Below are 14,133 nucleotides of genomic sequence, written 5' to 3'. Positions count from 1 at the left end.
TCTCTAGATCTCGGTATCACAGGCAATCAGCTGCCTGACCAGCCCCTGAGCCAATGGCGACAAGCCATATCCCACCCGGCTCACCACCCCATAGCGGGTATAGAACGCCTCTTCCTGATCCGCTGCCAGGTCCACCAATTTCAACGCGACCAGCCCACCTTCCATTTGGTAAGGCCGCAAGTTTGCATTGCAGGCGATGCCAATGGTGTCCGAATGCATCACCACATTCAGCAGCGCATATCCATGCTCGCACTCCACCGTGGGCAGAAAGTCCTGGCGCCCGCTGAGGTCGCTCAGGATTTTGCGGATGTTCGGCGGCCGGAACGTGGTCGCCAGCGGGTAATCGAATACGTCCCGTGCCCGCACTTCAGCCTGCTCGGTCAGCGGGTGCCCGGCACGGCAGCAGAAGTGCCAGCGCTGCGGGGCCAGCTTGTGCACCCGGTAATCCGGGTCGGACTCGAACTGGCGAGTGTCGGCAACGAAGAACTCGATCTCCTCGGCGATCAGCTTGCGGTTCAGCGCCTGCCAGTTATCCACCTGGAAGCAGGTGCGCGCCGCCGGGTATTCGGCAACGAAGCGCGCCACCGCCCGCGGCACCAGCCCGCCAGCGGGCGCCGGGCCGGAACCGAAGCGCACCACGCCGGTGGTGGCGCCATTGAACTGGTGAATCTCGTTGACCAGGTTATGCGCGCCATGCACCAGGCGCCGCGAGTGCTCCAGCACCAGCAACCCTTGGCGGGTGGGTGACAGTTCCTTGCTGGCGCGGTCGACCAAGCGGCAGCCGATGTTGTGCTCCAGGGTCTGGATGCTGCGGCTGAAGGCCGATTGCGACAGGTTCACCGCCGCGGCTGCGGCGACAAAACTGCGGTGCTCGACAAGGGCAATGTAGTGGCGCAACTGACGCAGATCGATATGCATTTTCTACATTAAAACCTTCGGTCAAATGCAATTGCTGACAAGGGCGAGTCCCCTTATAAAGGGTGTTACTTATTCCACAAAATATGAATTACAAATATTTATATCTCTTAAAAGAATATAAGCCCAACTGACCGCGATTCGGTTCCGCCAACGGAAATGCTCGCCCAGGGCCCATGCCTCAAGGAGCATTTGCATGACTGGACTTTCCCGTTGGCCTGCGCGCGCGTCGCGTTTTACCTTGCAACCCTTGGCCGCCGGCGTGTTGCTGGCGGCTTCCAACGGCAGCTTCGCCGAAGAACCCGTCAGCGTTACCCCGGCTGTGGAACAGGAGGCCAAGCTCGGCACGGTCACGGTCAATGCCCGCCGCCGCGAAGAAACCGCGCAGAGCGTGCCCACGCCCATCAGCGTGCTTAGTAGCGAAACCCTGGAAACCCAGCGCATCTACCGTGTGCAGGATCTGCAACAGCTGGTGCCCAGCACCAACGTCGCCTATGTGCATGCACGCCAGTCGAGCATCTCGATCCGGGGCCTGGGCAATAACCCGGCCAGCGATGGCCTGGAAGGCAGCGTCGGCATCTACCTGGACAACGTCTACCTCGGCCGCCCGGGCATGGCAGTGTTCGACCTGCTCGATGTCGAGCAGCTGGAAGTGCTGCGCGGCCCGCAGGGCACGCTGTTCGGCAAGAACACCACAGCGGGCGTGCTGAACATCACCACGCGCAAGCCAACCTTTCATACAGAAGGCAGCGTCCAGCAATCGATTGGCGAGGACGGCTACCTGCAGACCCAGGGCAGTTATTCCGGGCCGATCACCGAGACGCTGGCTGGCCGTATCAGCGCCTATCACACCGAAGACGATGGCTATGTGAAGAACATCCATAACGGCGACGAACTCAACGGCGGCAAGCGCCAGGGCTTTCGTACCCAGTTGCTGTTCAAACCGAGCGAAACCTTCAACCTGCGCTGGATCGGCGAATACAACGAAGAGGACTCCAACAACGGCATCCTCAGCCTGTACAGCACCGGGCCGACCATCAACGGCGTCAACCGCTATGAAAGCCTGGCCGCCCAGGCTGGCGCCACGCTTGTGTCGGGCAAGGACCGCAAGGTCAACTTCGATGCCGACCAACAGGTAACGGTGTTCCAGGGCGGTACTTCGGTGGAGGCCAACTGGACCTTGCCCAACGACTTCACCCTGACTTCGATCAGCGCCTATCGCTGGTGGGACTTTACCCCGCGCAACGACGACGGTCTGAATGTGCCGGTGTTCTACAGCGCCGGGGTGTCGGTACGCGACAAGCAGTACTCGCAGGAAATCCGCCTGGCTTCGCCTACCGGTGGCGCCTTCGACTACGTGCTGGGCGCGTACTACTTCAAGCAGGACCTGGACAACAAATCCTTCACTTATTACGGCCCGCAGGCCGATATCTGGAACATCACCCCGGCCGGCGCACTGAACAACGTCAACACCCTTGGCGACGGCCATATCGATACCGACAGCTACGCGCTGTTCGCCCAAGGCACCTGGCACCTCACCGACCGCCTGGACTTCACCGCCGGCATCCGCGGCACCTACGAGGAAAAGAGCGCCTGGGTGACCCGCGATGCACCAACCGGTGGTGCGGCAGTTACCGGGGCTGCCGCTGCTGCGCGCCAGGGCAGGGTGGGGGCTTACGATTCGGGAGATCTCAACCAGTACAGCTTTAGCCCTTCCGGACTGCTGGGGCTGAGCTACCGCTTCAACGACCAACTGCTCGGCTACGCCACTCTGACCCACGGCGAGAAGTCGGGGGGCGTGAACCTCACTGTTGGCGCCGCGCCACGCCTGGGCACCGACTCACTACTGGTCGGTACCGAGCGAGCCAACAATGCCGAGTTGGGCCTCAAGAGCACGCTGTTCGACAACCGCCTGCAACTCAACACCAACCTGTTCTGGACCGAGGTGCATGGCTACCAGGCCAACGTCTACGACCAGATCAACCGCGTGCAGTACCTGGCCAACGCCGGCAGCGTGCGTTCGCGCGGCCTGGAGTTCGAGGCCACGGCGCTGCCGATCAGCGGCCTGACGGTGAACTTCAACGGCTCGTGGAACGATGTGCGCTACCTGAAGTACGACGACGCACCGTGCCCACCGGAAGTCAGCCTGGCCAATGCAACCGCCACCTGCGACCTGTCCGGCCACCAGGTGGTCGGCGCCTCCAAATACATCGCCAACCTCAACGGCGAATACACGTGGCAAGCCAGCCAGCACGTCGAGCCTTACGTCACTGCCAGCTACGCGTTCCGCTCTAGGGCGGTGGGCACCATCGACGATTCCGACTTCGGCCAGATCCCCAGCTATGCGCTGGTCAACCTCTCCGCCGGTGTGCGCCTGGATCAGGGCGACGGCGTGGTCGACCTGTCGCTGTGGGTGAAGAACGCTGGCGACAAGACCTATTTCACCAGCCTGTGGAACTCCGCCAATGGTGGTTATGCCGGCGTGCTCGGTACCCCGCGCACCTTCGGCGCCACTGCCCGTTACGACTTCTGAGCACAAGGAGCTTTGCCATGAATGCCAAGACTGAAACCCCCGCACTGCCTGAAGGCGCCTGCCTCACTGCCAAAGTCCCCGAGCGCGCAGAGGCGCTGCTCGGCGATGTGGTGGTCAACCCTTACCGCCTGGCGCCGCTGACCGCGATCATCCGCGACGGTGGGCGCAGCCTGAGCGCGGCCCATGTGCGGGTGCGCGGTAAGGGCGAGCGCGGTGTGGACATTGCCTACGAGGTGTCCGAACGCTCGCTGTGGACCTACGGCGGCATCCCGGTATTCGGCCTGTACCCGGACCACGTCAACCAGGTGGAAGTGACCTACAAGCTCGACGGCGAGCGCATCCGCGAGCAGTACCAGATCTACGCCCCGGCCGTGCGCCTGCCGGTGGTGGCGAAACAGACCGCCGCACTGCCGGAGGTGGAGCCGGTCAAGGTGGCGCCAGGCTTCGAGCAGCGCCTGTACCTGTTCAACCATCTGCAAGGTGATATCCCCGGCGGCCGCGCCTTCAAGTGGAACGGCCTGGGCGGCGCCGCCGAATGGGACCAGGTGGGCAACAACTGGATCGCCGACAGCAATGGCGACGTGCGCTGGTACCTGGACATCGAACAGATCCACGACTCCAACCGCCGAGACGGCCTGGGTGGGACCATGGGTTTCCAGCAGACCCGCGATGGCAAGCTGATCTGGGGGCAGGGCCAGACCTACTCCAAGTTCGACCTGCTGGGCCGGCGCATCTGGCAGCGCAACCTGCCGGACAAGTTCGCCGACTTCTCCCATGAGATCCGCGAAACGACCAACGGTACGTACCTGCTGCGGGTGGGGACCAGCGATTACCGTCGCCCCGATGGCAAGCGGGTGCGCTCGATCCGTGACCACATCATCGAAGTCGACGAAACCGGCGACGTGCTGGACTTCTGGGACCTGAACCAGATTCTCGACCCCTATCGCGGCGACTTGCTGGAAACCTTGGGCAAGGCGGCGATCCAGCTGCCCGAAGGTGTGCAGAAACAGGATGATCGGCTGGCCAACGAACTGGCCGAGGGCGACTTGCCGTTCGGCGATACCCCTGGCGTGGGCACCGGGCGTAACTGGGCGCACGTCAATGCCATTGACTACGATGCCGATGACGACAGCATTATCGTTTCAGCGCGTCATCAGGGCGTGGTGAAGATCGGTCGCGACAAGCAGGTGAAGTGGATCCTCGCTTCTCCACAAGGCTGGCCACAGCATTTGCGCGAGAAGGTGCTGACCCCCGTCCAGAGCGAAGGCTTCGACTGGTCGTGGACCCAGCACACGGCCTGGCTCACCGGCAAAGGGACACTGACGGTGTTCGACAACGGCTGGGGCCGCGACTTTGCCCCGACCAAGCTCAGCGGCAACTACAGCCGGGCGGTCGAGTACAAGATCGATGAAGCCAAGGGCACGGTCGAGCAGGTCTGGGCGTATGGCAAGGAGCGCGGCGACGAGTGGTATAGCCCGGTGACCTCGGTGGTGGCCTACCGGCCAGAGACCGATACCCAGTTCATCTATTCGGCGTCGGTGAATTTCCTCACGCCCGAGAAGCTCACCACCACGGTGCTCAATGAAGTGCGCCGCGGCACTCAAGAGGTGCTGGTGGAACTGAAGGTGCACAGCCGCCAGCCGGGCTCCGTTGGCTACCGGGCCTTGGTGATCGACCTGGCCAAGGCATTCTGATCGATTCCTGCCGGGAGGGCCGTCGGTCCTCCCATCACATTTCATTCAGCTGCATCGTCTAACCTGTACCGGCCTCTTCGCGGGTAAACCCGCTCCCACAGGATCTCCACGGCTTTCAGTGCCTGTGGAGATCCTGTGGGAGCGCGTTTACCCGCGAAAAGGCCAGTTGCCACTGTGCAGAATCATGGATTTTTGCCCTGGGTGTTCAACCATTCGTTCTTTTTTTCGAACAGCCTATTGTCCAACACCCCAGCAGCCGCTTAGCATTCGTTTGAGATTTCAAACGCTCGATGCCCTGCCTTGGGCGCTTTTCAAACAATCAACAATTCGGGAAGCCGACATGCAGCTCAAAGACGCTCAGTTGTTCCGCCAGCAAGCCTTCATCAACGGTGAGTGGCTGGATGCGGACAGCGGCCAGACCATCAATGTGACCAACCCGGCCACTGGTGAAGTCATCGGTACCGTGCCGAAGATGGGCACCGCGGAAACCCGCCGCGCCATCGAAGCTGCCGACAAGGCCCTGCCGGCCTGGCGTGCACTGACCGCCAAGGAGCGTTCGAACAAGCTGCGTCGCTGGTTCGAACTGATGATCGAGAACCAGGACGACCTGGCTCGCCTGATGACCACCGAACAAGGCAAGCCGCTGGCCGAAGCCAAGGGCGAAATCGCCTACGCGGCCTCGTTCATCGAGTGGTTCGCCGAAGAAGCCAAGCGCGTCTACGGTGACACCATCCCAGGTCACCAGCCAGACAAGCGCCTGATCGTCATCAAGCAGCCAATCGGCGTTACCGCGGCCATCACCCCGTGGAACTTCCCGGCCGCGATGATCACCCGTAAAGCCGGCCCTGCCCTGGCCGCTGGCTGCACCATGGTGCTCAAGCCTGCTTCGCAGACCCCATACTCCGCCTTGGCCCTGGTCGAGCTGGCCACCCGCGCCGGCATCCCGGCTGGTGTGCTGAGCGTCGTTACCGGCAGCGCTGGCGAAGTTGGCGGCGAACTGACCGGCAACTCCCTGGTACGCAAACTGTCCTTCACCGGCTCGACCGAAATCGGTCGCCAGCTGATGGAAGAATGCGCCAAGGACATCAAGAAGGTTTCCCTGGAACTGGGTGGCAACGCCCCGTTCATCGTGTTCGACGACGCCGACCTGGACAAGGCAGTCGAGGGCGCGATCATCTCCAAGTACCGTAACAACGGCCAGACCTGCGTCTGTGCCAACCGCATCTACGTGCAGGACGGCGTCTACGACGTGTTCGCCCAGAAGCTGGCCGCTGCTGTCGCCAAGCTGAAGATCGGTAACGGCCTGGAAGAAGGCACCACCACTGGCCCGCTGATCGACGGCAAGGCTGTCGCCAAGGTCCAGGAACACATCGAAGACGCCGTTGGCAAAGGCGCCAAGGTGCTGTCCGGTGGCAAGTTGATCGAAGGCAACTTCTTCGAGCCGACCATCTTGGTCGACGTGCCGAAAACCGCTGCTGTCGCCAAAGAAGAGACCTTCGGCCCACTGGCGCCGCTGTTCCGCTTCAAAGACGAAGCCGAAGTCATCGCCATGTCCAACGACACCGAGTTCGGCCTGGCCTCGTACTTCTATGCCCGTGACATGAGCCGTGTGTTCCGTGTCGCCGAGGCCCTGGAATACGGCATGGTGGGTATCAACACCGGCCTGATCTCCAACGAAGTCGCGCCATTCGGCGGTATCAAGGCTTCGGGCCTGGGCCGTGAAGGTTCCAAATACGGTATCGAGGACTACCTCGAAATCAAATACCTGTGCATCAGCGTCTGATTGCCGGGTAAACGGTTTTACCTCTGCCAGCGGGGCGCGAGAGCGACGTCTCGCTGGCCTTTTTGACATCGCAGTACCTGGTGGCCAGGGCGTTTACGGCAGTCGATCAACGAATACTGTTCGCGAGCACTCCCAGCCACCCCCGAATAAAAGCGCCGCTGATCGGCGCAAATGAGGGCACTATGAGCAAGACCAACGAATCCTTGATGCAACGTCGTGTAGCCGCCGTCCCACGTGGCGTCGGCCAAATCCACCCGATCTTCGTCGAGTCCGCGAAGAACGCTACGGTGATCGACGTTGAAGGCCGCGAACTGATCGACTTCGCCGGCGGCATCGCAGTACTGAACACTGGCCACCTGCACCCGAAAGTGGTTGCAGCTGTGCAAGAGCAGCTGACCAAAGTCAGCCACACCTGCTTCCAGGTGCTGGCCTACGAACCGTACGTAGAGCTGTGCGAAAAGATCAACAAGCTGGTCCCAGGCGACTTCGACAAGAAGACCCTGCTGGTCACCTCCGGCTCCGAAGCCGTTGAAAACGCCGTCAAGATCGCCCGTGCCGCCACTGGCCGCGCTGGCGTGATCGCCTTCACCGGCGGTTACCACGGCCGTACCATGATGACCCTGGGCCTGACCGGCAAGGTCGTGCCGTACTCCGCTGGCATGGGCCTGATGCCAGGCGGCATCTTCCGCGCCCTGTTCCCGAGCGAGCTGCACGGTGTCAGCGTTGACGACGCCATCGCTTCGGTCGAGCGCATCTTCAAGAACGACGCCGAGCCGCGCGACATCGCCGCGATCATCCTCGAGCCAGTACAAGGCGAAGGCGGCTTCCTGCCTGCGCCGAAAGAGCTGATGAAGCGTCTGCGCGAACTGTGCGACAAGCACGGCATCCTGCTGATCGCCGACGAAGTGCAGACCGGCGCTGGCCGTACCGGCACCTTCTTCGCCATGGAACAGATGGGCGTCGCGCCTGACCTGACCACCTTCGCCAAGTCCATCGCTGGCGGCTTCCCGCTGGCCGGTGTATGCGGCAAGGCCGAGATCATGGACGCCATCGCTCCGGGCGGCCTGGGCGGTACCTACGCTGGCTCGCCAATCGCCTGCGCGGCGGCTCTGGCCGTTATCCAGGTGTTCGAGGAAGAGAAGCTGCTGGACCGTAGCAAGGCTGTCGGTGAGCACCTGACCACTGGCCTGCGCAAGATCCAGGAAAAGCACCCGATCATCGGCGATGTTCGTGGTCTGGGCTCGATGATCGCTGTGGAAGTCTTCGAAAAAGGCACCCACACCCCGAACGCTGCTGCCGTTGCCCAGGTTGTGGCCAAGGCGCGCGACAAGGGTCTGATCCTGCTGTCCTGCGGCACCTACGGCAACGTCCTGCGTATCCTGGTTCCGCTGACCGCCGAAGACGCGCTGCTGGACAAAGGCCTGGCCATCATCGAAGAGTGCTTCGCTGAACTCGCCTGATGTGATGCGCTTCATAAAAAAACCCGCTTAGGCGGGTTTTTTTTGTGCCCAGAAAAGCCTCATGGCGCTATGGTTGTGGAAGGATTTGCCTTGGAAGCTGCGAAGGACTGCGTGTCAGGGATTTTCAGGAGTTGGCCATGAGTGCTGCAGACCCCACCCCACCGTGCGTGCTGATCGCCGAAGGCGACCCTTGGGTACGTGAAATGTTGAGCGAAATGCTGCTCAGCGTGCGTTGCGATGCCCGCTTGCAGGTCTGCGCCGACGGCTCGCAGGCGCTCACGGCGCTGGCCAACAAACCCGACCTGATCATCGCGGCCCGCGAACTGGCAGGCCTGGATGGCCTCGACCTGCTGCGCAAAGTGCGAGCCAAGGGCCCGGGGCTGCCGTTCATTCTCATGAGCGAGCGCAGCGACAGCGCCAGCGTGCGCGAAGCGTTGCCGCTGCACCCTACGGCTTACCTGAGCAAGCCACTGAACCTGGACAAGCTGCGCAAGAGCCTTGAAGAGCTTTTGCTGGCCGTGGGCGAGCAGATCGCCTGCCCGGTGCCGCCGCTGCAGCCTGGCGCCAGCCTGCCGGCCTACCTCGAACAGCGCCGTGCCACCGCCGATGGTGGGCCGCTGTTTGCCGACGTGCAGGTGGCGATCAAGCGTGCGCTCAATCCTCAGGGCCTGAACCTCAAGGTACTCGAAGAGGAAGTGCGTGACGACCCGCAGATCACGGCTGTGCTCATCGCCGCTGCCAACAGTGCCGGCCTACACCGTGATGCACCTGTGCAGACGCTGATGCAGGCGCTGAACAAGCTCGGAAGCACCCAGAGCATGAACCTCATCCTGGGCCTCACCCTCAAGCGCAGTGCGCGCCTGAGCGACCCGCTGCTGACGCAACATGCTACCCATTACTGGAACCTTTCGCTGCACACCGCCGAGTACGCCCGCTCACTGGCGCGGATGCTCGAGCTGGACCAGGAGCGCTGTTACTGCGCCGGCCTGCTGCATTGCCTGGGCGATCTGGCGGTGTTGCGCAGCCTGCAGGAGTGGCGCCTGGCCGGTGGTGAGCTGGACGAGGACCGGGTGCAGCTGTCGCTCAATGAATTCGGCGCGGCATTCGGCTCGGCGTTGCGCACCCGCTGGCGCCTGCCGCTGAGCCTGCGCGAGCTGATCGCGGCGATCTATCAGCTGGGTGGCGGGGTGTATTCACGGGAGATCCTGGCCTTGAACCTGGCCGGGCAATTGGCTCGCCTGCCGGCGGGTCAGGGGTTGGAGAAGGTGGCCAGCAACAAGACCGCGCGCTTGCTGAAGGTTGGGCTGGCTGAGCTCAGCCGGTTGCGCAAAGTGGAAAACCCTGAGGTGAAGCCGCAGGGGGAGGCACCACCTGCTCCTGAAGAACCCGCTTCGACGTGAGATTTCGGGGCCGCTTCGCGCCCCTTTCAGCCACGGACTATCCGGTTCTTGCCCTGCCGCTTGGCCCGGTACATCGCCGCATCGGCACGGGCGAACACGCTGTCCAGCGATTCGTCTTCATCGGTCAGCCCGGTTAGCCCCTGGCTCACCGTCACACTGTACGCCTCATCGCCATGGCTGAAGCTCTGCCGCTGGATTTCCCGCTGCAGTCGCTCGGCGATCTGTTCGGCCACCTGTGCATTGCATCCCGGAAATACCGCCGCGAACTCCTCACCACCGATACGCCCGAACAGATCGCCACGGCGTAACACGGCCTTGCCGCTGTCGGCGATGCGCTGCAGCACCTGGTCGCCTTCCTGGTGCCCGTAGCTGTCGTTGATTCGCTTGAAGTCGTCGATGTCCATCAGCAGGAAAGCCAATGGCGTGCCGTCTTCTCGGGCGCTGTCGAAGGCCTGCTGGGCGCACTCGAAGAAGTGCCGCCGGTTGCTGCTCTGGGTCAGCACATCGGTGGTGGCCAGGCGCTGCAGTTCGCTTTCCAGTTGCTTCTTTTCAGTGATGTCCTCGGCGATGCCGACAATGATCACCCGGTCATCTTCGCTCTGCTGGTTGATGTAGCACTTGTCACTGAGCCAGCGCACCTGGCCATTGGCGTTGAGGATGCGGTATTCGCGGTCTTCCACTGCGCCCTTGAGCAGTACCTGGGCCAGGCTGCGCTCGGCGAACTCCAGGTCGTCAGGGTAGATGCTGTCGCGCCATTCGTTGTAGTCGGCCAGCACCAGGCTGGCCGGTCGACCGAAGATACGTTCGTAGGCGGGGCTGACGTAGAGCACCTGACGGGTTTCCCAGTCGAAGGCCCAGAGCACGGCGTTGACGCTGTCGAGCAGCGAGCTGTACAGCTGTTCGCGTTCACTCAGGCGGGCAACTTCGCCCTGGGCGTGGAGCAGAGCCAGCAAGGTTTGTGCAGCTTCAGGAGGCGGGGTACCTGACAAGGATGGAGGTAGGTTCTTGGCCATGAGCACGGAGCAGTTCTCATTGATAGGGCGCGCGGCCACGAACCGGCCCGCCACGCGGACGATGTACGGTTTGAGTGGATTTTCAGGGGGGAAGTTCCTGCAGGCACGCCCCGTTGCGGGGCGTGCCGATCAGCGGCTATCAGGCGCCGGTGGGACGCAGGGAGTAGGTTTTCAGCTGAGCTGCGAAGTCGTGCAGGGCATGGATACCGCTGGCTTCGGCCTCGTGTACCCAGTCCTTCATGGCCGCCAGCATGTCGTGGCCGTTGGCGCTGGTGCGGGCCCAGATCTGTTGCAGGGCCAGGCGCTTCTCGTAGATGGTCTTCAGGGCCTGGCTGTGGGCTAGCATGCTTTCGATGCGCACGTGGTGGCGGTCTTCGAGCAGGCTGGTTTCACGCGACAGCAAGCGCTTGGCACGGCGGAAGCGGTGGCGTACCGAGGCGTCGACCTTGGCCAGCTCCTGCTTGACCAGCGGGGCGATCACCAGCTTGCGGTACTGGGCCATGATCTGGAAGCGGTTGTTGAGGATGGCCATGGCAGTGTCCATGTCCAGGCTGGCCTTGCCCTCGACCCGGTGGGCGATGGGCGCCACGCGTTGTACCTTGGCCAGGCGCAGCAGGCAGAACACACGGATCCAGGCCCAGCCCATGTCGAACTCCCAGCGCTTGACCGAGAGCTTGGCCGAGTTGGGGTAGGTGTGGTGGTTGTTGTGCAGCTCTTCGCCGCCGATGACGATACCCCATGGCACCAGGTTGGTGGCGGCGTCGCGGCATTCGAAATTGCGATAGCCGACCGCGTGGCCCAGGCCGTTGACCACGCCGGCGGCCCAGAACGGAATCCACATCATCTGCACCGCCCAGATGGTGATGCCGATGGTCCCGAACAGCAGCAGGTCGATGACCGCCATCAGCACGATGCCGCCGAGCTTGTAGCGTGAGTAGAGGTGGCGCTCGATCCAGTCTTCCGGGCAGTTCTTGCCGTAGATGCGCAGGGTCTCTGGGTTGCGTGCCTCTTCGCGGTAGAGTTCGGCCCCTTTGCGCAGCACTGTGCCAAGGCCCTTGTAGACCGGGCTGTGCGGGTCGTCCGGGGTTTCGCACTTGGCGTGGTGCTTGCGGTGCACGGCCGTCCATTCGCGGGTGTTCTGTGCCGTGGTCAGCCACAGCCAGAAGCGGAAGAAATGCTTGAGCGCACCATTGAGCGCCAGCGCACGGTGGGCGGAGTAGCGATGCAGGTAGATAGTGACGCTGACGATGGTCACGTGGGTCATCAGCAGGGTGACGCCAACCAGTTGCCAGGCCGACAAGTCGAGCAGACCGTTGTACCACATAGGTGTAGATGCCCTCGGGAATGCAGGGAGAAAGGTGTGATTATCCCTTGGCGGGGAAATAAAACCAGTCACCCTTTCAGATAGGAAGTCACGGCATGTTTCAGCCTTTATAATGCCCCATCCTTTTTTATGGGCTTTCCCCCCCGACATGTCTGTTTCCGTTCGCGACGCCTTGCGCATGGCCGCGCTGTATGTGGTGCTCTCGTTCCTCTGGCTGGTGCTGGCCGAGGTGGTCCTGCACAGTATGACTGACGACCCCCTGGCGCTGACCGTGGGCCGGCAGATCAACGTGGTGGTGTGGGTGCTGGTCAGTGCCTTGCTGATCTTCGTGTCCCGCGCGCGCCTGCTCAACTTCATCGGTGTCGGTGCGCGTCTGCGCAGCGAGGATCGTGAGCGCCTGCGCATGGCCGCGGCGGTGTTCGACAGCACGCTGGAGGGCGTGTTGGTGACTGACCGCCAAGGCCTGATCGTGCACGTCAACCGCGCCTTCATGCGCATTACCGGCTACCAGCAGGACGAAGTGTTGGGTCAGCGCCCGAGCAAGTTCAAGTCGGGGCGCCACGGCGTGCCGTTCTATCAGCAGATTTATGCCGCGCTGGCCGAAAAGGGCGAGTGGAGCGGCGAGATCTGGAACCGCCGTAAAAGCGGTGAAATCTATCCGCAATGGCAGACGATCTGCGCCATCCACGATGACAGCGGTGAGCTGAGCCATTACGTGGCGGTGTTCAGCGACATCAGTGCGATCAGGCATACCGAGCAGGAACTGGCTTACCTGGCCCACCATGACCCGCTCACTGGCCTGCCCAACCGCCTGTTGTTCAACGACCGCGCCGAGCAGGCGCTGGCTGCGGCGCAGGCCAACAAGCGTGGCTGCGCCTTGCTGCTGCTCGACCTGGACCACTTTCAGAGCATCAACGACGGCCTTGGCCATACCATTGGCGACCAGTTGCTCAAACTGGTCGGCGAACGCCTGCGTGAGACGGTGGGCAACACCGTTACCTTGGCGCGCCTGGGCGGTGACGAATTCGGTGTGCTGGCCGAGAACTGCCAGCAGGTCGGTCAGGCCGGCAAGCTGGCGCAAGGCATCATCGAGCGTATGCGTGAACCCTTCGAGTTCGATGGCCACCGCCTGTTCATCAGTGCCAGCGTAGGTATCAGCCTGTTCCCCAACGACGCCCTGAGCGCCGAGCAACTGCTGCGCAATGCCGATTCGGCGCTGTTCAAGGCCAAGGGTAATGGGCGTGCCTGCTACGCGCTGTACACCGAAGAGCTGACTGCCCACGCCCAGCATCGGGTGGAAACCGCGAGTGAGCTGCGCCGGGCGCTGGCCAAGGATGAGCTGCGGGTGTTCTTCCAGCCGGTGCATGACCTGTTCACGGCGAAGATGGTCGGTGTCGAGGCGCTGGTGCGTTGGCAACACCCGGAGCGTGGGCTGGTGCCGCCTGGCGAGTTCATCCCGATCGCCGAGCGTACCGGGCTGATTGCCGAGGTCGATGCCTGGGTGTTGCGTGAGTCTTGCCGGCAGATGGTTCAGTGGCAGGAACAAGGACGCGCGCTGGAATTCGTTGCCGTCAATATTTCCAGCCGCTTGTTCGGCCAGCGCGAGTTGTACCGGCAGGTGGCGGACGTGCTGCACGAGACGGGCCTGGACCCGGCACTGCTGGAGCTGGAGGTGACCGAGAGTGCGGTGATGGAAGACCCGGAGGTGGCGCTGGAGCAACTGCATCGTCTGCGTGAGCTAGGCCTGAATCTGGCAATCGATGATTTCGGCACGGGGTATTCGTCGTTGCTGCGGCTCAAGCGCTTGCCGGTGCAGAAGCTGAAGATCGACCAGGGCTTTGTCGCCGGCTTGCCGCTGGATGATGATGACATCGCGATTGTGCGGGTGATCATTGCCCTGGCGCGGAGCATGGGCATGCAGGTGCATGCCGAGGGCATCGAACAGTCTGAGCAGGCGCGGTTCCTGCTGGAGCAGCAGTGCCAGCTGGGGCAGGGGTACTGGTTCGGGCGG

Annotated in this window: 9 protein-coding genes; 6 read left to right on the top strand and 3 right to left on the bottom strand. The window is 62.7% G+C overall.

Annotated elements, in window-relative coordinates; genetic code table 11:
* Nucleotides 1-3: 3 nt before the first annotated feature.
* A complete protein-coding gene (locus tag APH27_RS24695; protein WP_060486141.1) occupies nt 4-918 on the bottom strand; it encodes a LysR family transcriptional regulator in 915 nt (304 codons plus the stop codon).
* A gap of 193 nt (nt 919-1,111) precedes the next feature.
* Here APH27_RS24695 and APH27_RS24690 point away from each other — a divergent pair, with 193 nt between their 5' ends.
* From APH27_RS24690 to APH27_RS24670, 5 genes are all read left to right on the top strand, one after another.
* Nucleotides 1,112-3,448, top strand: coding sequence for a TonB-dependent receptor (locus tag APH27_RS24690; protein ID WP_060486140.1), 2,337 nt, complete (start codon nt 1,112-1,114; stop codon nt 3,446-3,448).
* Nucleotides 3,449-3,465: 17 nt separating this feature from the next.
* On the top strand, nt 3,466-5,142 hold the full coding sequence (locus APH27_RS24685; RefSeq protein ID WP_027917647.1) for an aryl-sulfate sulfotransferase: 1,677 nt from the start codon (nt 3,466-3,468) through the stop codon (nt 5,140-5,142).
* Nucleotides 5,143-5,482: 340 nt separating this feature from the next.
* The gene (gene gabD, locus APH27_RS24680) at nt 5,483-6,925 is read left to right on the top strand and encodes an NADP-dependent succinate-semialdehyde dehydrogenase (protein ID WP_060486139.1); all 1,443 of its coding nucleotides are present in this window, start codon (nt 5,483-5,485) and stop codon (nt 6,923-6,925) included.
* Nucleotides 6,926-7,107: 182 nt separating this feature from the next.
* On the top strand, nt 7,108-8,385 hold the full coding sequence (gene gabT, locus APH27_RS24675; RefSeq protein ID WP_027917645.1) for a 4-aminobutyrate--2-oxoglutarate transaminase: 1,278 nt from the start codon (nt 7,108-7,110) through the stop codon (nt 8,383-8,385).
* Nucleotides 8,386-8,522: 137 nt separating this feature from the next.
* Nucleotides 8,523-9,785, top strand: a complete 1,263-nt coding sequence (locus tag APH27_RS24670; RefSeq protein ID WP_060486138.1) for a response regulator — start codon at nt 8,523-8,525, stop codon at nt 9,783-9,785.
* A 26-nt stretch (nt 9,786-9,811) separates the two neighbouring features.
* Here the strand turns inward: APH27_RS24670 and APH27_RS24665 are convergent, their stop codons facing one another.
* Nucleotides 9,812-10,798: a sensor domain-containing diguanylate cyclase gene (locus APH27_RS24665; RefSeq protein ID WP_050437181.1), complete on the bottom strand. Its 987-nt coding sequence runs from the start codon at nt 10,796-10,798 to the stop codon at nt 9,812-9,814.
* A 139-nt stretch (nt 10,799-10,937) separates the two neighbouring features.
* Nucleotides 10,938-12,122 (bottom strand): delta-9 fatty acid desaturase DesA, encoded by a 1,185-nt coding sequence (gene desA / locus APH27_RS24660; protein ID WP_027917642.1) that lies wholly within the window; start codon nt 12,120-12,122, stop codon nt 10,938-10,940.
* 148 nt (nt 12,123-12,270) lie between these two features.
* Here desA and dibA point away from each other — a divergent pair.
* The coding region (gene dibA / locus APH27_RS24655; protein WP_060486142.1) for a phosphodiesterase DibA at nt 12,271-14,133 on the top strand (1,863 nt) is incomplete at its 3' end.

The organism is Pseudomonas sp. NBRC 111123 (assembly GCF_001320205.1).
Lineage (GTDB): Bacteria > Pseudomonadota > Gammaproteobacteria > Pseudomonadales > Pseudomonadaceae > Aquipseudomonas > Aquipseudomonas putida_J.
The sequence above is the reverse complement of the archived record's forward strand: the minus strand, read 5'-3'. Positions and strand labels throughout refer to the sequence as shown.

What these genes read in the sequence shown, in the direction of transcription:
- APH27_RS24695 (WP_060486141.1), bottom strand. Translation starts at nt 918, where the DNA reads ATGCATATCGATCTGCGTCAGTTGCGCCACTACATTGCCCTTGTCGAG.
- APH27_RS24690 (WP_060486140.1), top strand. Translation starts at nt 1,112, where the DNA reads ATGACTGGACTTTCCCGTTGGCCTGCGCGCGCGTCGCGTTTTACCTTG.
- APH27_RS24685 (WP_027917647.1), top strand. Translation starts at nt 3,466, where the DNA reads ATGAATGCCAAGACTGAAACCCCCGCACTGCCTGAAGGCGCCTGCCTC.
- gabD (WP_060486139.1), top strand. Translation starts at nt 5,483, where the DNA reads ATGCAGCTCAAAGACGCTCAGTTGTTCCGCCAGCAAGCCTTCATCAAC.
- gabT (WP_027917645.1), top strand. Translation starts at nt 7,108, where the DNA reads ATGAGCAAGACCAACGAATCCTTGATGCAACGTCGTGTAGCCGCCGTC.
- APH27_RS24670 (WP_060486138.1), top strand. Translation starts at nt 8,523, where the DNA reads ATGAGTGCTGCAGACCCCACCCCACCGTGCGTGCTGATCGCCGAAGGC.
- APH27_RS24665 (WP_050437181.1), bottom strand. Translation starts at nt 10,798, where the DNA reads ATGGCCAAGAACCTACCTCCATCCTTGTCAGGTACCCCGCCTCCTGAA.
- desA (WP_027917642.1), bottom strand. Translation starts at nt 12,122, where the DNA reads ATGTGGTACAACGGTCTGCTCGACTTGTCGGCCTGGCAACTGGTTGGC.